Annotated in this window: 16 protein-coding genes; 11 read left to right on the plus strand and 5 right to left on the minus strand. The window is 72.0% G+C overall.

All coding sequences use genetic code 11. The annotated features are described in order from the left end of the window. Nucleotides 1–255 precede the first annotated feature (255 nt). Together ACH4SP_RS08220 and ACH4SP_RS08225 are read right to left on the minus strand one after the other, a co-directional pair. Nucleotides 256–1,095, minus strand: a complete 840-nt coding sequence (locus ACH4SP_RS08220; protein WP_398411332.1) for a TetR family transcriptional regulator — start codon at nt 1,093–1,095, stop codon at nt 256–258. A 79-nt stretch (nt 1,096–1,174) separates the two neighbouring features. Continuing rightward, entirely contained in the window at nt 1,175–2,980 is a 1,806-nt protein-coding gene (locus ACH4SP_RS08225) for a 3-hydroxyacyl-CoA dehydrogenase family protein (protein ID WP_398411335.1), read from the minus strand. A 372-nt stretch (nt 2,981–3,352) separates the two neighbouring features. Between ACH4SP_RS08225 and ACH4SP_RS08230 the strand changes: the two genes are divergently transcribed. Continuing rightward, nucleotides 3,353–3,919, plus strand: a complete 567-nt coding sequence (locus ACH4SP_RS08230) for an adenylosuccinate lyase (RefSeq protein WP_398411338.1) — start codon at nt 3,353–3,355, stop codon at nt 3,917–3,919. Here ACH4SP_RS08230 and ACH4SP_RS08235 read toward each other — a convergent pair. Continuing rightward, complete coding sequence (locus tag ACH4SP_RS08235; RefSeq protein WP_398411341.1) at nt 3,820–4,449, minus strand: GNAT family N-acetyltransferase; 630 nt, start codon at nt 4,447–4,449, stop codon at nt 3,820–3,822. The two genes, ACH4SP_RS08230 and ACH4SP_RS08235, sit on opposite strands and share 100 nt — an antisense overlap. Before the next feature lie 196 nt (nt 4,450–4,645). Between ACH4SP_RS08235 and ACH4SP_RS08240 the strand changes: the two genes are divergently transcribed. The 7 genes from ACH4SP_RS08240 (at nt 4,646) to ACH4SP_RS08270 (ending at nt 14,094) form a co-directional block, all read left to right on the plus strand. Next, entirely contained in the window at nt 4,646–5,089 is a 444-nt protein-coding gene (locus ACH4SP_RS08240) for an SRPBCC family protein (protein WP_398411343.1), read from the plus strand. Between the two features lie 317 nt (nt 5,090–5,406). Continuing rightward, a complete protein-coding gene (locus ACH4SP_RS08245; protein WP_398411345.1) occupies nt 5,407–7,872 on the plus strand; it encodes an MFS transporter in 2,466 nt (821 codons plus the stop codon). Nucleotides 7,873–8,108: 236 nt separating this feature from the next. Continuing rightward, nucleotides 8,109–8,834 carry a methyltransferase domain-containing protein gene (locus tag ACH4SP_RS08250; protein WP_398411347.1) on the plus strand — a complete coding sequence of 242 codons (726 nt, stop codon included), beginning with the start codon at nt 8,109–8,111 and terminating at the stop codon, nt 8,832–8,834. Between the two features lie 108 nt (nt 8,835–8,942). After that, nucleotides 8,943–9,776: a M55 family metallopeptidase gene (locus ACH4SP_RS08255; RefSeq protein WP_398411349.1), complete on the plus strand. Its 834-nt coding sequence runs from the start codon at nt 8,943–8,945 to the stop codon at nt 9,774–9,776. Beyond that, nucleotides 9,769–11,100, plus strand: a complete 1,332-nt coding sequence (locus ACH4SP_RS08260; RefSeq protein WP_398411351.1) for a M20/M25/M40 family metallo-hydrolase — start codon at nt 9,769–9,771, stop codon at nt 11,098–11,100. Before ACH4SP_RS08255 ends, ACH4SP_RS08260 begins: the two co-directional genes overlap by 8 nt. Nucleotides 11,101–11,137: 37 nt before the next feature. Continuing rightward, complete coding sequence (locus ACH4SP_RS08265; RefSeq protein ID WP_398411355.1) at nt 11,138–13,132, plus strand: prolyl oligopeptidase family serine peptidase; 1,995 nt, start codon at nt 11,138–11,140, stop codon at nt 13,130–13,132. Continuing rightward, nucleotides 13,129–14,094: an LD-carboxypeptidase gene (locus ACH4SP_RS08270; RefSeq protein WP_398411357.1), complete on the plus strand. Its 966-nt coding sequence runs from the start codon at nt 13,129–13,131 to the stop codon at nt 14,092–14,094. The genes ACH4SP_RS08265 and ACH4SP_RS08270 overlap by 4 nt, the downstream gene beginning before the upstream one ends. Before the next feature lie 34 nt (nt 14,095–14,128). On the opposite strand, the gene ACH4SP_RS08275 is transcribed toward ACH4SP_RS08270, so the two are convergent. Beyond that, entirely contained in the window at nt 14,129–14,647 is a 519-nt protein-coding gene (locus tag ACH4SP_RS08275) for a DinB family protein (protein WP_398411359.1), read from the minus strand. A gap of 139 nt (nt 14,648–14,786) precedes the next feature. Between ACH4SP_RS08275 and ACH4SP_RS08280 the strand changes: the two genes are divergently transcribed. The 3 genes from ACH4SP_RS08280 to ACH4SP_RS08290 all read left to right on the plus strand — a co-directional run bounded on the left by ACH4SP_RS08280 (nt 14,787) and on the right by ACH4SP_RS08290 (nt 16,343). Continuing rightward, complete coding sequence (locus tag ACH4SP_RS08280) at nt 14,787–15,158, plus strand: hypothetical protein (RefSeq protein ID WP_398411361.1); 372 nt, start codon at nt 14,787–14,789, stop codon at nt 15,156–15,158. 104 nt (nt 15,159–15,262) lie between these two features. Beyond that, a complete protein-coding gene (locus ACH4SP_RS08285; protein WP_398411364.1) occupies nt 15,263–15,889 on the plus strand; it encodes a GNAT family N-acetyltransferase in 627 nt (208 codons plus the stop codon). Beyond that, the gene (locus ACH4SP_RS08290; RefSeq protein WP_398411367.1) at nt 15,882–16,343 is read left to right on the plus strand and encodes a RidA family protein; all 462 of its coding nucleotides are present in this window, start codon (nt 15,882–15,884) and stop codon (nt 16,341–16,343) included. The genes ACH4SP_RS08285 and ACH4SP_RS08290 overlap by 8 nt, the downstream gene beginning before the upstream one ends. On the opposite strand, the gene ACH4SP_RS08295 is transcribed toward ACH4SP_RS08290, so the two are convergent. Beyond that, a complete protein-coding gene (locus ACH4SP_RS08295) occupies nt 16,321–16,659 on the minus strand; it encodes a DUF6204 family protein (RefSeq protein ID WP_398411370.1) in 339 nt (112 codons plus the stop codon). The genes ACH4SP_RS08290 and ACH4SP_RS08295 overlap by 23 nt on opposite strands. Between the last annotated feature and the right edge of the window lie 72 nt (nt 16,660–16,731).

Consider the following 16,731-nt stretch of genomic DNA (forward strand, 5'->3'; position numbering starts at 1 on the left):
CAAGGTATGGCACCCCGTGACAAGTGACAAGGCACTGAGTGCCATCAGTTTATGAACGATGATCGATCAGTGCAGGTCAGGGGCGTGGGCCGGGTCCCTGTCCGGGGGGCACCGGGGCGGGTGCGGACATGACGACGCCGCCCGGGCGCCGGTGCAGGCGGCCTCTGGGCGGCGTTGTTCCCGTCGGCGGGACGGGAGGTTCGTCGGTGCGACGGGAGGTCCGTCGGGGACGAGGTGGCGCAGTGGTGCGCCGGGTCAGCCCTTCGCCAGGGCCTGCTCGATGGTGCGCATGACTTCCTCAAGAGGTGCGTCCGTGCGCGCCACCGTCACCAGTACCTCCCCGCTGACCGACGCCGTGGCCGCCACGGGGGCGGCGGTGTCGGTCCTGCGGTCCGCCGAGCGGCCCGCCCCGATGCCCGAGCCGAAGGTGCGGCGGACGATCGCGAAGGCATGGTCCAGCTGGGTCTCCACGTCGCCCTGGCCGCCCGCCCGCAGCCAGCGCCGCAGGACGTGGTTGTGGGCGGTGACGACCGCCGAGGCGGCGACCTCGGCGAGGAGCGGGTCGTCGTTGCCCGGCTGGTGGTCGTGCTCGTCGAAGTGGCCCAGGAGATAGCGGGTGAAGAGCCGCTCGTAGCGGGCCACCGACGCGATCTCCGCCTCGCGCAGGGTGGGCACCTCGCGGGTGAGCTTGTAGCGGGCCACGGAGACCGCGGGGGCGGCGGCGTACATCCGCATCACCTCTTTGATGCCGCGGCACACCGTGTCGAGCGGGTGCTCGTGCGGGGGCGCCGCGTTGAGCACCGCCTCGGCCCGTACGAGGGTGTCGTCGTGGTCCGGGAAGATCGCCTCTTCCTTGGAGCGGAAGTGCCGGAAGAAGGTCCGGCGGGCGACACCGCCCGCCGCGGCGATCTCGTCGACCGTGGTCGCCTCGTACCCCTTCGTCGCGAAGAGCTCCATCGCCGCGGCGGAGAGCTCGCGGCGCATCTTGAGGCGCTGCGCAGCCGCGCGCGAACCCGCGGCGCTCTCGGGCACGTCGGGCGCAGAGGTCGTACGAGAAGTCCTGGGGGCCTGGGGCATGCCCTGAACGTAACCCATCCGCGCAGGGGAGCGCGCCTGAGGGGGCGGGCCGCCCGCGCCTTCCAGCAGCCCGCCCCAGCCAGGAGCACCCGCCTGCCTACCGTCGCGCATACTCCCGGAAGCCCCGGCCCGTCTTGCGGCCCAGGCAGCCGGCCGCGACCAGGTGCTCAAGGAGCGGCGCCGGTGCCAGGCCCGGGTCGCGGAACTCGCGGTGCAGGACCTGCTCGATGGCGAGCGAGACATCCAGGCCGACCACGTCGAGGAGCTCGAAGGGGCCCATCGGGTAACCGCCGCCGAGCTTCATCGCGGCGTCGATGTCGTCGAGGGACGCGTAGTGCTCCTGGACCATCTTGATGGCGTTGTTGAGGTACGGGAAGAGGAGGGCGTTCACGATGAAGCCCGCCCGGTCGCCGCAGTCCACCGGGTGCTTGCGGATCCTGGTGGTGAGGTCGCGGACGGTCGCGTGCACGTCGTCCGCGGTGAGGACCGTACGGACGATCTCCACCAGCTTCATCGCCGGGGCCGGGTTGAAGAAGTGCATCCCGATGACGTCCTGCGGGCGCGAGGTGGCGCGGGCGCAGGCGACGACCGGGAGCGAGGAGGTGGTGGTGGCGAGGATCGCGCCCTGCTTGCAGACCTTGTCGAAGGTCGCGAACAGCTGCTGCTTGACCTCCAGGTCCTCGGCGACCGCCTCCAGCGCCAGGTCCACGTCGGCGAAGGAGTCGAGGGAGCCCGCCGGGGTGATCCTGGCGAGGGTCTCGTCGCGGGCCTCCGCCGTCATCCGCCCCTTGTCGACAGAGCGCGAAAGGGACTTGTTGATGCGGGACTTGGCCGTCTCCGCCTTCTCGGCGCTGCGGGCCGCGAGGACCACGGAGTAGCCCGCCTTCGCGAAGACCTCGGCGATGCCGGAGGCCATCGTTCCGGAGCCGGCGACGCCGACCGTACGGATCTCCCGGCCGGTGGTGAGCGGCGCCGCCTCAAGAGGCGTCTGCGCGTCACGGACCACGCTGTCGCTGCCCGGCTCCTCGTACGTGTAGAAGCCGCGGCCCGCCTTGCGGCCGGTCAGCCCGGCCTCGCTGAGCTGCTTGAGGATCGGGGCGGGGGCGTGCAGCCGGTCGTGCGACTCCGCGTACATCGCGTCCAGGACGGTGCGTGCGGTGTCGATGCCGATCAGGTCCAGGAGGGCGAGCGGGCCCATCGGGAGACCGCAGCCCAGGCGCATCGCGGCGTCGATGTCCTCGCGGGAGGCGTACTTGGCCTCGTACATCGCGGCGGCCTGGTTGAGGTAGCCGAACAGCAGCCCGTCGGCGACGAAGCCGGGGCGGTCGCCGACCGCGACCGGTTCCTTGCCGAGGTCGTGCGCCAGGTCGGTGACGGCCGCGACGGCGGTCGGGGCGGTGAGCACGGAGGAGACGATCTCCACCAGCTTCATCGCGGGGGCCGGGTTGAAGAAGTGCAGGCCCAGGACGCGCTCGGGGCGGGCCGAGTCGGCGGCCAGTCGGGTCACCGAGAGGGCGTTGGTGCCGGTGGCGAGGATCGTCTCCGGGCGGACCACGGCGTCCAGTTCGCGGAAGACCTGGTGCTTGATCTCGTACGACTCGGGGACGACCTCGATGACCAGGTCCGCCTCCGCGGCGTCCGACAGCTCCACCGAAGTACGGAACCGGGCCAGCATCTCGGCCCGCTCGACCGCGGTGATCCGCTCCTTGCGCACGGCGCGGGCGGTGGACGCTTCGAGCGCGGCGACCGCCTGGTGGGCCGCGGCACTGCTGATGTCGATGCCGATCACCGTGCGGCCCGCGCGGGCCAGGACCTCGGCGATGCCGGTGCCCATGGTGCCGAGGCCGACGACGGCGACCGTGCTGAGGGAGGAGAGAGGGGTGGTGGAGACAGGGGTGTCCATCACGGGACTCCAGAGAATGAGTGACGACTGAAGAGGGGCGTCTGCTGAGGGCGTCCGCGCGCCGAGGTGCGCGCCGAAGAAGACGGACGTCGACGCACGGCGGGCGTGCGGACGTGAGCGTCGTGCTGGAGGAACCGGCGGGCCCTGTCCCGGGCCTGCCGTACAAAAAACGCCGAACCGACTGACACTCCGTGGCGGCTGCGTCACCAGGCCGCCAAGAGTCGATCTTTCAGCGGGGGTTGGGCCCTGTGGTGGGGGCGACCCGCTCACTTGAGACTAACCGGCGAGTAACGAGCGCGCCAGCCCCGGACCGACCCCACCGGATGTGATCTACGCCGCCCGGAGTGCCGCCGTGCTGGCTACGCTGGCCGCATGGACGAGGAACTGCGGTCCCTGATCGACCGGCTGGGCGAAGAGGCCGGGGAGTCGGCCTCGTACGAGCGACTGATCGCGACAGGGGACCACGAAATACTCGCCCGGGTCCTCACCGAACCCCAACAGCCGCTCTGGGCGCGGGAGATCGCCGCCTTCCGGCTCGGCTGCGCCGGTGACCGGCGGGCCTTCGAGGCGCTCGTCCTGCTGCTCAACCACCGGGACCCGGAGCGGTGCGTCTCCGCCGCGTACGCGCTCGCCCGGCTCGGCGACCCGCGTACGGCGCGCGCCGCCGCGGCGCTCGCGACGAACACGATGCGCACCGCGTACGCCCTGCAGCCGGTCCGGCTGCTCACCGCACTGCGCGCACCCGAGTCCGTGCCGGCCCTGATCACCACCCTGCGCGGCCTGCTCGCCCCCAGGGAGCCGCACTGGCGGGTGGCGCTCGCCTGCGTCGAGGGGCTGGGTCAGCTGCGGGACGTACGGGCCACGGAGGTGCTCGACGCGGCACTGGACCACCCGAGGCTGGGGGCGGCAGCGGCGGCGGCGCTGGGCAGGCTCGTGTAGCGGACGTCGTGCAGGGTGGCGCCGCCCAGCTCGAAGGGTTCCTCGGTGCCGTCGCAGGTGAACCCGGCCCTCTCGTAGAAGCGGCGGGCGCGGTCGTTCGTGCTGAGCACCCAGATGCTCATCGCGGCGAACCCGGCGGTGCGCGCCCGCCCGGCACACTCGGCCAGCAGGGCGCGGCCCGTGCCGGTGGAGAGGTGGTCGGGGTGCACATAGAGGGTGTAGAGCTCGGCGGTCGGGCGGTCGGGGGTGCTGTGCGGCTCGGCGCCCTCGGTTTCGCGGTACGGGCCGAAGCAGGCCCAGCCGACGACCCGGCCCGTGCGTTCGGCGACGAGGTTGATCACGTCGGGGCCGGCGGTGGTGAAGTGCTTGCGACGGATCTCGGTGTCGTCGGGGATGTTCATCGCGTCCAGGTAGGACTGGGGGACCTGGCCCCCGTAGGCGTGCTGCCAGCCGAGGACGCGGCAGGCGGCGACGGCCCCGCAGTCGGCGAGGGTCATGGGGCGCAGGCGGATGCCGGGGGTGGAGGCCATGTGGCATCTTCGCGCGGGTGGGTGCCTGGGCGCAGCTGGATATGGGCCGTGCTCGGGTGCCGGCCGACGTTCGTTCCCGTGGCGATGTGCGTGGCGTCGGTGGTGTTCCCCCGATTTTGGCGGCCGCCCCCGAGGTGGTTGGGTGAGCGCACACCCTGGGGGACCCACCCGAAAACCGACTGCTGGAGGAAGAGGCATGGCGCAGGTAGAGGCCACGACGGAGCGGATCATCGCGGCGGATGCGGAGACGGTGTTCGACACGCTGGCCGACTACAGCGGCACGCGCGCGAAGCTCCTGCCCGAGCACTTCAGCGAGTACGAAGTGCGTGAGGGCGGTGACGGCGAGGGCACCCTCGTCCACTGGAAACTCCAGGCCACCAGCAAGCGGGTGCGCGACTGCCTGCTGGAGGTCACCGAGCCGACCGACGGGCAGCTCGTCGAGAAGGACCGCAACTCGTCCATGGTGACCACCTGGACGGTCACCCCGGCCGGTGAGGGTTCCGCGAAGGCCGTCGTCACGTCCGTGTGGACCGGTGCCACCGGCATCGGGGGATTCTTCGAGCGGACCTTCGCCCCCAAGGGACTCGGCCGGATCTACGACTCGGTGCTCGCCAAGCTCGCCGCCGAGGTGGAGAAGTAGGCGGGGGGACAGGCAACTCCCCGGATCGCAGGCCAACTCTGCGCGCCGCAGGGACGACTCCCCGCACCGCAGGGCCAACTCTGTGCGCCACAGGGGCAACTCCCCGCCCCGCAACGGGCGTTACGGGAAGATCCGGGACTCACCGGTTCGAGTGGTCTTCCGTGCCGGTCGGTTGTACGCCGTAGGGGCTCCCACCGGCCCGAAGTCCGCCCGCGTACGCCCCGCGCGTCAATCGTCGCGCTTGCTCCGCCTTGTTGCCGAATGCGACAAATGGGCGGCGCAGGCGTGACGACAGGCGCGACGAGGGGAGCGATTACGTGGGTGGCATCACTCTGCTGAAGGACGAGTCGGACGCGACGCGTCCGGCCCGGGTCCGCACGGGGACGGAGGGGTCCGGGCCGTCGGCACCGGCCCCGCACGAAGCAGAGCGGGAGTCCGGGGGGCTCCCTCCGGACGAGTACGGCTCGCCCGGCCGTACCCGGCTCGTCTTCTGCGGGCTGATGCTCGCGCTGCTGCTCGCGGCGCTGGAGCAGATGATCGTCGCCACCGCCCTGCCGAAGATCGTCGGCGATCTCCAGGGCCTGGACCGGATGTCCTGGGCGATCACCGCCTACCTGCTGACCTCGACCATCGGGCTGCCGATCTACGGAAAGCTCGGCGACCTCTTCGGCCGCAAGGGCGTCTTCCTCTTCGCCATCGTCGTCTTCGTCATCGGCTCGGCGCTGGCCGGCTGGTCCCGGACGATGGACCAGCTGATCGCCTTCCGCGCGATCCAGGGCGCGGGCGCGGGCGGCCTGATGATCGGTGTGCAGGCGATCATCGCGGACATCGTGCCGCCGCGCAGGCGCGGTCGTTTCATGGGGCTCGTCGGGGCGGCCTTCGGGCTCGCGTCCGTCGCCGGGCCGCTGCTCGGCGGGTTCTTCACCGACCACGCCTCCTGGCGCTGGTGCTTCTACATCAACGTGCCGTTCGGCCTGGTCACCCTCGCCGTCGTCGCCGTCGTACTGAAGCTGCCGAAGCCCACCGTGCGGCCCCGTCTGGACATCATGGGCGCGATCCTGCTCGCCGCCGCCTCCACCTGCCTCGTCCTGCTGACCAGTTGGGGCGGTACGGAGTACGCGTGGGACTCGCGGGTGATCCTCGGTCTCGCGGCCGGCGCCGCCGGGACGTCCCTGCTGTTCGTCGTCGTGGAGTACTACGCGGCCGAACCGCTCATTCCGCTGCGGCTGTTCCGCGACTCGATCTTCAACATCACCGGACTCGTCGGCGCCGTCGTCGGTATCGCGCTCTTCGGCGCCGCCAGCTACCTCCCGACCTTCCTCCAGATGGTCGACGGGGCCACCGCCACCGAGTCGGGACTGCTGATGCTGCCGATGATGGGCGGCGTCGTCGTCGCCTCCATCGTCTCCGGACAGCTGATCAGCAGGACCGGCCGCTACCGGATCTACCCGATCGTCGGCAGCGCGCTGTCCGCCACCGGGATGTGGCTGCTGTCGCGGCTGGAGACGGACACCTCGCAGCTGCACTACAGCCTGTGGATGGCGGTGCTCGGCACCGGAATCGGGCTGATCATGCCGGTGCTCGTGCTCGCCGTGCAGAACTCCGTACCGCAGGGCGACCTCGGCACCGCCACCAGCGCCAACACCTACTTCCGGCAGATGGGCGGCTCCGTCGGTGCCGCGATCTTCGGCACGCTGTTCGCGGGCCGCCTCGTCGACGCGCTCGCCGACTCCCTGCCGACCGGAGTCGACCTGCCCGATCCGGAGTCCATCACCCCGCAGCTGGTGCACTCGATGCCGCCGTTGCTGCGCGACGCCTACATCGAGGCGTACGCCGTGGCCATGCCGCGCATCTTCCTCTACCTCGTGCCGGTGCTCGTGCTCGGCCTGCTCATCGCCTGCTTCCTCAAGGAGAAACCACTGGTGTCCGCGCACAACGCCCCCGCCGCAGCCCCCGCGGCGGCAGCCGAGCCCGTGAGCCGTCCCCTCCCCGCCCCCCATCTCCCGCTCCCCGCCCAGCAGTCGGGCGGTGTCCCGGTCTGCGGCACCGTCCAGCACCACGACGGCTCCACCGTGCCGCGCGCCGCGCTCACCCTCATCGACGTGGGCGGCAAGCAGGTCGGCCGGGGCGCCAGCGGTTCCGACGGGCGGTACGCGCTGAGCGTGCGCGGCCCCGGATCGTACGTACTGATCGCGGCGGCCGGCGGGCACCAGCCGCAGGCCGTCACGGTCACCGTGGGGGAGCGGCCGGTCGAACTGGACGTGGTGCTCGGCGGCGCGGGCCGGCTCGCCGGGGCCGTCCTCACGGCGGACGGCACGCCCGTCCGCGACGCGGCCGTCACCCTCACCGACGTACGCGGCGAAGTCGTCGCCTCGACGCGCAGCGGACGCGAAGGGGGCTACGTCATCACGGAGTTGGTCGCGGGGGAGTACACCCTCGCCGCGAGCGCCCCCGCCTTCCGGCCCGCCGCGCTGCCGGTCAGCGTGCAGGCGGCGCGGGAGACCCGGCAGGACATCGAGCTGGCGGGCGGCGCCGTACTGCGCGGCACCGTGCGGGCCGGCGGCGGCCGGCCCGTCGAGGACGCCCGGGTGACGCTGCTCGACGCGGCGGGCAACGTGGTGGACACCCTCACCACCGGATCGGACGGCACGTTCCGCTTCGTCGACCTGTCGACGGGCGAGTACACGGTGATCGCGGCCGGGTACCCGCCCGTGGCCACCGTCCTCCAGGTGGCGGGCGGCGGCCGCACCGAACGCGACCTCCAGCTCGGCCACGAGGACTGAACCCACCCGTGCCGCAAGGCGGTTGACGTGAGCGGGCAGCGGCGGCCGGTCCCGGCGGGACCGGCCGCCGCCTCTTTGTCAACCCCAGCGTGCACGGCGCGTGCGCGGCGTGCGCGGCTGTCGGCGCAGCTCGAACGGCCGACAAAGGTGTATGTCGACACCTTGTAGCGCGCCCGCAGGAGCGGGACGGTGGAGCGGATCTTCACCATTGGCCCACCGAACCCCGGGAGCTGACCATGAGCGTGACGAGCCGCTACAAGGACGCCTGGGAAGGGTTCTGGCAGGAGGCGCCCGACCGGGTGGGCGCGGTCCTCTGGGACGCCGAGCCCGCCCTCACCGCCGGCATCCACCTCGCCCTCTTCGAGCCGCTCATGACCGAAGCCGCCCTGCCCGTCGTCGATCTGGGCTGTGGCAACGGCACCCAGACGCTCTTCCTCGCCGACCGCTTCTCCCGGGTCGCGGGCCTGGACCTCGCCCCCGCCGCCATCGCACGGGCCCGCCGCAGCGACCCGGGCGGGCAGGTGAGATTCACCGTCGCCGACGCCACCGAGACCGGTGAGGTACGGCAGCTGCACCGGGAGCTGGGCGATGCCCAGGTGTATCTGCGCAGCGTGCTGCACCAGTGCGAGAGCGCGGACCGGGGGCCGGTGGCGGCGGCCGTGGCCACGCTGGTGGGAGAGCGGGGGCGGGCGTTCGTCGTCGAGCCCGCCGAGGCCGCCGGGCGCATCCTGCGCGAGCTGGCGCGCCACCCCGACGGGCCGCCGCCCAAGCTCCGCCCGGTGTTCGCGCACGGGATCGCCCCCGGCGTGATGCCGGACGCGCAGGTGCCGGGGCTGTTCCGGGCGGCGGGGCTCGCCGTACTGGCGAGCGGGGACATGCCGCTGACGACGACCGAGTACCTCGCGGACGGCACCCGTATCGAGCTGCCTTCGAAGTGGCTGGTGGTGGGGCGTACCGGCTGAGCGCGGGAGCGGCCGCCGGCCGGGCTGCCGGACACCGTCCGTACACTCACCGGGCATGACGGATGTCCCCGGATGTCAGTGGTACGGAAGAGAAGGGTGTGAGCAGCGGTGAAGATCCTCATCAGCGCCGACATGGAGGGCGCCACCGGCGTCACCTGGCCCGCCGACGTGCTGCCCGGCACCCCGCAGTGGGAGCGCTGCCGGTCCATGTTCACCTCCGACGTCAACGCGGCCGTCCTCGGCTTCTTCGACGGCGGAGCGGACGAGGTCCTCATCAACGAGGCCCACTGGACCATGCGCAACCTGCTGCTCGAACGGCTTGACGAACGCGCCCGGATGCTCACCGGCCGCCACAAGTCGCTCAGCATGGTCGAGGGCGTCCAGCACGGCGACGTCGACGGCATCGCCTTTGTCGGCTACCACACCGGCGCCGGTACGGAGGGTGTCCTCGCGCACACCTATCTCGCCAACTCGATCACCGGCGTCTGGCTCAACGGGCGGCGCGCCAGCGAGGGCCTGCTCAACGCGCACGTCGTCGCCGAGTACGGAGTCCCTGTCGTGCTGGTCACCGGCGACGACCTGACCTGCAAGGACGCGGACGGATACGCGCCGTACGCCCGCAGGGTCGCGGTCAAGGACCACGTCTCCCGGTACGCCGCCGTGTGCCGGACCCCCACCCGCACCGCCGCCGACATCCGGGCCGCCGCCAAGGAGGCCGTGCCGCTGGCCGTACGTCACGAGCCGGTGCGGGGCGGGTCGTTCACCGTGGAGCTGGAGTTCGACGCGACCCATCTCTCGGACGTCGCCACGGTGGTGCCGGGAGTGGACCGAACCGGTGAACGGCGTGTCTCCTACACCAGCCCGACGATGTATGAGGGCATTCGTACCTTCAAGGCGGTCACCACGATCGTCTCGTCCGCTGTGGAGGAGCAGTATGGGTGACCCCGTGATCGACGAGACCGCGCTGGACGAGGTGGTGGCCTTCACCTCCGACCTCATCCGCATCGACACCACCAACCGGGGCGGCGGCGACTGCCGCGAGCGCCCCGCCGCCGAGTACGTCGCCGAGCGCCTCGCCGCGACCGGCCTCGACGTGCGGCTGCTTGAGCGCACCGCGGGACGTACCAATGTCGTCGCCCGCATCCCCGGAGCCGACCCCGGCGCCGATGCGCTCCTGGTCCACGGCCATCTCGACGTCGTCCCCGCCGAACCCGCCGACTGGTCCGTGCACCCCTTCTCCGGCGAGGTCAGGGACGGGGTGGTGTGGGGGCGCGGCGCCGTCGACATGAAGGACATGGACGCGATGGTGCTCTCCGTCGTACGGGCCTGGGCGCGCGCGGGGGTGCGCCCGCGCCGGGACATCGTGATCGCCTACACCGCCGACGAGGAGGCCAGCGCGATCGACGGCGCGGACTTCCTCGTCGACGAGCACGCCGACCTCTTCGAGGGCTGCACGGAAGGCATCAGCGAGTCCGGCGCGTACACCTTCCACGCCGGACCCGGCCGTCAGATCTATCCCATCGCCGCAGGCGAGCGCGGTACGGGCTGGCTCAAGCTGACCGGGTACGGCACCGCGGGGCACGGCTCCAAGGTCAACGGGCAGAACGCGGTCAGCAGGGTAGCCTCCGCCGTCGCCCGGATCGGCCAGCACGAGTGGCCGGTCCGCCTCACCCCGACCGTACGGGCCTGTCTGCGCGAACTGGCGGCGCTGCACGACCTGGACGCCCCGGACACCGACGACCCCGCCTTCGACGTGGACGCGCTGCTGAACAAGCTGGGCCCGGCCGCCGAGCTCGTCGAAGCAACCGTACGAAACAGTGCGAACCCGACCATGCTGGACGCCGGGTACAAGGTCAACGTCATCCCGGGCAGCGCCACCGCCTACATCGACGGAAGATTTCTGCCCGGCGGCGAGGACGAGTTCCGGTCGACGCTGGACATGCTCACCGGGGAGCATGTGGACTGGGAGTTCCACCACCGTTCGGTCGCGATCGAGGCGCCGGTCGACTCCCCGACCTACCGTCAACTGCGTGATGCCGTACGAAAGTTCGCTCCCGAGGGACATGTGGTGCCGTACTGCATGTCGGGCGGCACCGACGCCAAACAGTTCTCCCGCCTCGGCATCACCGGTTATGGCTTCTCGCCACTGAAGCTTCCCGAGGGCTTCGATTACGGGGCACTCTTCCACGGGGTCGACGAACGAGTCCCGGTCGAAGCACTGCACTTCGGGGTGCGCGTCCTGGACCATTACCTTCGGAACGCCTGACCTGAGGGCGTCTGATCCCATTGGGGGAGTTGACAGCATGGTGCCCACCGGGCCTTACGGAAGCTGGCCGTCGCCGATCGACGCGGCGCTCGCGGCGTCGCACGACGGCGCCCCGGAGTTCGTCGGCATGGTCGGTGACGAAGTGTGGTGGACCGTGCCGCGCCCCGGCGAGGGCGGCCGACGGGCCCTGGTGCGGCTGCGTCCCGACGGCGTCGAGGAGACGGTACTGCCCGCGCCGTGGAACGTCCGCAGCCGGGTCGTCGAGTACGGCGGGCAGCCCTGGGCCGGGACCGCGCGGGAGACGGGCGGCCCGCTCGTCGTCTTCGTGAACTTCGCCGATCAGCGGCTGTACGCGTACGAGCCGGACGCGCTCACCGCCGACGGAGGCCCCCGCCCGCTGACCCCCGTGTCGGCCGTCGGCGGCGGACTGCGCTGGGTCGACCCGGTGATCCGCGACGGCGAAGTGTGGTGCGTACTGGAGGAGTTCACCGGCGAGGCGCCCACCGACGTGCGCCGGGTGATCGCCGCCGTACCGCTGGACGGGTCCGCGGCCGAGGACCGCGCCCTGGTGCGGGAGCTGAGCGACGGCCGGCACCGCTTCGTCACCGGCCCCCGGATCTCGCCCGACGGGACGCAGGTCGCCTGGATCGGCTGGGACCACCCCCGGATGCCGTGGGACGGCACCGAGGTACTGGTGGCCGAAATCCCGGCGGGGGGAGGGGAGTTCCGCGAGGTACGGATCCTGGCGGGCGGCGACGAGGAGTCGGTCTGCCAGGTCGAGTGGGACCGGGACGGCACGCTGCTGTTCGTCTCCGACCGGGGCGGCTGGTGGGAGCTCTACCGGCTGCGGCGCGACGGCGGACGCATCAGCGGGGCTCTCTGCCTGGGCAGGGAGGAGGAGTTCGGCGGGCCGCTGTGGCAGATCGGGATGCGCTGGTTCCACCCCCTCGACAGCGGACTGATCGCGGTCGTCCACGGGAGGGGTGCCACCGCGCTCGGCATACTCGACCCCGAGACCGGCGAACTCGTCGATACGGCGGGCCCGTGGACCAAGTGGTCGGCCACCCTCACCGTGCACGGAGACCGCGTCGTCGGCGTCGCCGCCAGCCCGCGCAGCGCGTACGAGGTCGTGGAACTCATCCCCGCGTCCGGCCGGGCCCGCGTCATCGGCTCCCCGCACGACGACCCGGTCGACCCCGCCTACTACCCCGAACCGCAGATCCGCACCTTCACCGGGCCCGAAGGCCGCGACATCCACGCACACATCTACCCGCCGCACCACCCCGGCCGGATCGCGCCCGCCGAGGAACTCCCGCCGTACGTGGTGTGGGCGCACGGCGGCCCCACGTCCCACGCCCCCCTCGTACTCGACCTGGAGATCGCCTACTTCACCTCGCGCGGCATCGGCGTCGCCGAGGTCAACTACGGCGGCTCGACGGGCTACGGACGCGAGTACCGCAACCGGCTGCGCGGCCAGTGGGGCGTCGTCGACGTCGAGGACTGCGCCGCCGTCGCCCTCGCCCTCGCCGACGAGGGCACCGCGGACCCGGGCAGGCTCGCGATCCGCGGCGGCAGCGCGGGCGGCTTCACCACGGCGGCCTCGCTCGCCGGTACGGACGTCTACGCCTGCGGCACCATCAAGTACCCGGTCCTGGACCTGGTCTCCTGGGCCGACGACGAGACCCACGACCTGGAGTCCCAGTACCTGGAATCGCTGGTCGGCCCGCTCGCCACCTGCCCGGAGACCTACGCGGAACGCTCGCCCGCCGGTCACGCCGACCGCATCGCCGCCCCCTTCCTGCTGCTCCAGGGGCTCGACGACCCGGTCTGCCCGCCGGTCCAGGCCGAACGCTTCCTCGGGCTGATGGCCGGGCGCGGCATTCCGCACGCGTACATCGCCTTCGAGGGGGAGGGGCACGGCTTCCGCAGGGCGGACACCATGAGCCGGGCCCTGGAGGCTGAACTCTCCCTGTACGCCCAGGCGTTCGGAATCGACAGGACCGACGTGCCACGACTGGAGCTCGACAAGTGACCATCCGTCCCGCCGCCCTTGGTGAACTGTCCCGCCCCGCCAGGCTGCGCCCCGGCGCGCGCGTCGCGATCGTCGCCCCCAGTGGACCGGTGCCTCAGGACCGCCTGGAGCAGGGGCTCGACATCCTGCGCGGTTGGGACCTGGACCCGGTGGTGATGCCCCATGTCGGCGACAGGCACCGGGAGTTCGGCTATCTGGCAGGCGAAGACGCCGCGCGTGCCCGCGACCTGACCGAGGCGTGGTGCGACCCTTCCGTGGCCGCCGTGCTGTGCGCACGCGGCGGGTACGGGGCCCAGCGCATGGTCGACCTCGTCGACTGGGCGGCGATGCGGGCGGCCACCGCCGCGTACGGGCGGCCCAAGCCCTTCGTCGGCTACAGCGACATCACCGCACTGCACGAGGCGTTCGCCGTCCGGATGGGCGTCGCCACCCTGCACGGACCGATGACCGCCAGCCTGCCCTTCCTCAAGGACGGGCCCACCCAGGACTCGCTGCGCGCCACCCTCTTCGCACCGGAGACCGTCCGCACCCTCGGGCTGCCCACCGCCCGCGCTCTGGTGCCCGGCCGGGCGCACGGCGTCACCCTCGGCGGCTGCGTCTCGCTGCTCGCCGCCGACCTCGGGACCCCGCACGCCCGCCCCTCGGCGCGCGGCGGGATCCTCGTCATCGAGGACGTCGGCGAGCAGGCCTACCGGCTGGACCGCATCCTCACCCAGCTCCTGCGCTCCGGCTGGCTGGACGGCGTCGCGGGGATCGCCCTCGGGTCGTGGGTGGACTGCGGGTCGTACCAGGAGGAGATCAGGCCGCTGCTGCTCGACCGGCTGGGCGGGCTCGGCGTGCCGGTGGTAGAGGAGCTGGGCCTCGGCCACTCGGCGACCGCGCTGACCGTGCCGCTGGGGGTCCCGGCGGTGCTGGACGCGGACGCGGGAACCCTGACGGTGGACGCGCCCGCACTGGTGTGACGTAGCGTCAGGGAGACTCGGTGCGGCGGGTGTTCTAGTCCCAGGTGGTCCGGTAGTCGCCCGTCGCCCCGTCGATCAGCTCGCGCACGATGTCCATGTGTCCGGTGTGCCGGACGGTGTCCTCGATCATGTGCACCAGGACCCAGCGCAACGACACCGTCGTACCGTCCCAGGACGTGCCGAGGTGGTCGAGGTCCAGCTCGGCCACCACCCGGTCCGAGGCCGCGCGGGCCCGCCCGTACAGCTCCACGATCTGCGCGGTCGTCTCGTCGGGCGAGAGGACCATGTCGTCCTCGGGTGCGAACCACAGCTTCTCTGTCCCGTACCCGAAGGTCTCGCAGAACCAGCCGTACTCGATCGCCGCCAGGTGCTTCACCAGGCCCAGCAGGTTCGTGCCGGTCGGGGTCAGGGGACGGCGCAACTGTTCGTCGTCCAGTCCGTCGAGCTTCCACAGGGCGATGTCGCGGTGCTGGTTGAGCGAGGCGAGCAGGGTCGACTTCTCGTCGCCCGTGAAGGGCACTCGTTCGATCCGCTTCGGGGTGGTGTTCGTCATGGCAGGACCGTAATCCACGGAGTCAGGCCCCGTGACGTCACCCGTACGGCCCGCCCGACCGCCCCTCGGCGCCCGGGATCTGCTCATCCTGGTCACCGTGGGGCGGGAGCCCCCTTCCCCAGCGACGCAGGAGGCACAAGTGATTCGGAAGCGTGCGGCGACGGCGGCGGCCGGTGCGGTACTCGCCCTGACGGTGGCCTCGACGGGCGTGGCTTCGGCGGGCGTGGCCGCGGCAGCCCCGGCCGCAGCGGCACCGGCGACGGCAGCCGTGGCGGTGACCGCCGACGCACCCGACCCGCTGCCCAACTTCGTCGGCAGGAACCTCTTCCGCGTCTACAGCACGGTGAGCGCCGAGACCGCCCTCGACATCCAGGACCTCAGCGGGGACCACCGCAAGGTGCTGTGGCCGCCCAACTGGAAGGTCTGCACCCAGTCCCCGAAGGCGGGCGCCAAGCTGAGCGGCGGCACGCTCAGGCTGGGTGTGGTCAAGACGGGCGAGAAGTGCCCGTAGCGGTACGCGACCGATCACGGGACGGGTCGCGGGACCGGTCGCGGGACCGGTCGCGGGGGTGCCCCGCGGCACGCCGTGCCCGCCGCCGGACGTAGCCTGGCCGGATGCCCGAACAACCTGCCGCCCACTGTGCCCGCCACCTCGCAGAGGGGCCGAGGGTGGGCATCCGGCCGTTCCGGCACAGCGACGCGGCGGAGTTCACCGCGCGGGCCCGCGAGAGCCGGGAGCTGCACCGGCCGTGGCTGGCACCGCCACGGACCCCGGAGGCGTTCCGCGGCTACGCGAGCACCCTCATCGAGGACCCGAACCGGGCGGGCTTCCTCGTCTGCACCCGAGACGACGACCGCATCGCGGGCTTCATCAACATCAACAACATCGTCGAGGGCTCGTTCCGCAACGGCGCCCTCGGCTACGGCGCGTTCGCCCACGCCGCCGGCCGGGGCCTGATGGGCGAAGCCCTGGACCTCGTGCTGCGGCACGCCTTCGGCCGGCTCGGCCTGCACCGCCTGGAGGCCAACATCCAGCCGGGCAACGAGGCGTCCCTCGCCCTCGTCCGGGCGGCGCACTTCCGCTACGAGGGCTACTCCCCGGACTTCCTCTTCATCGCCGGAGCCTGGCGCGACCACGAACGCTGGGCGCTCACCGCGCCGGAACTGCGGACCAGGGCCGGCCGGCCCCAAAAGCCTTTGCCCGCAAGGGACTTTGGCAACGAACATGGGGCGCATGACTGACCACCCCACCCGCACGACCGGCCACCTCACCCGCGTCAACCCCGAAGCCCTGCACAAGACCCCCGGCTACCACCACATCACCGTCGTCGAAGCGGGCCGCACCGCCCACCTCGCCGGACAGTGCCCCCTGGACGCGGCGGGAGACCTGGCCGGCCCCGGCGACGTACTCGCCCAGACCGATCAGGTCGTGGCCAACACCCTGGTCGCGCTCGCCGCCGTCGACGCGGGACCCGAGCAGGTCGTACGGACCGTGATCTACGTCGTCACGGACGAGACCGAAGTGCTCGGGGCCGTCTGGCAGCGGCTCGTCGGCTCGCCGCTCGGGCCCGCCTTCAGCACCGCGAGCACCCTCCTGGGCGTCACCCGGCTCGGCTTCACCGGGCAGCTCGTGGAACTCGACGTCACCGCCGCGCTCCCGGACGGTCCAGGACTCAGCGCCGCGTCTTCCGGTTGATCTTCATCGTGTCCATGTCGGTCGCGGTGGAGCGGAGTTCGCCGTGCGCGTGGCCCAGCTCCTTCAACGCGGACTCGGCACGGTCCTCGGCGATCGCCGACGCCATCTCCGGGCCGTCCGCCGCGTCGGACTCCACGAGGTAGCGCATCGAGAAGTGCTTCAGCGGGACGTCGTACGTGAGGGAGCCCGCCGCTGCGAACTGCATCGACGTCAGGCCGTGCACGTCCTGCTCGGCGAGCAACCGGGTCCTGCTCTCCTCGGACAGCCCGTCCCAGGCTCCCCGGACAATGACCCGGTACGTGTGCTGCGTGCTCATCCTCTGGCGGCCCTTCGCGTCGTACGGCTGCGGAAAGGGCCAGCGTACGGCGCACGCCGCGCACGCGCCTTT

The sequence above is a fragment of the Streptomyces sp. NPDC021093 genome (genome assembly GCF_044333135.1).
GTDB lineage: Bacteria > Actinomycetota > Actinomycetes > Streptomycetales > Streptomycetaceae > Streptomyces.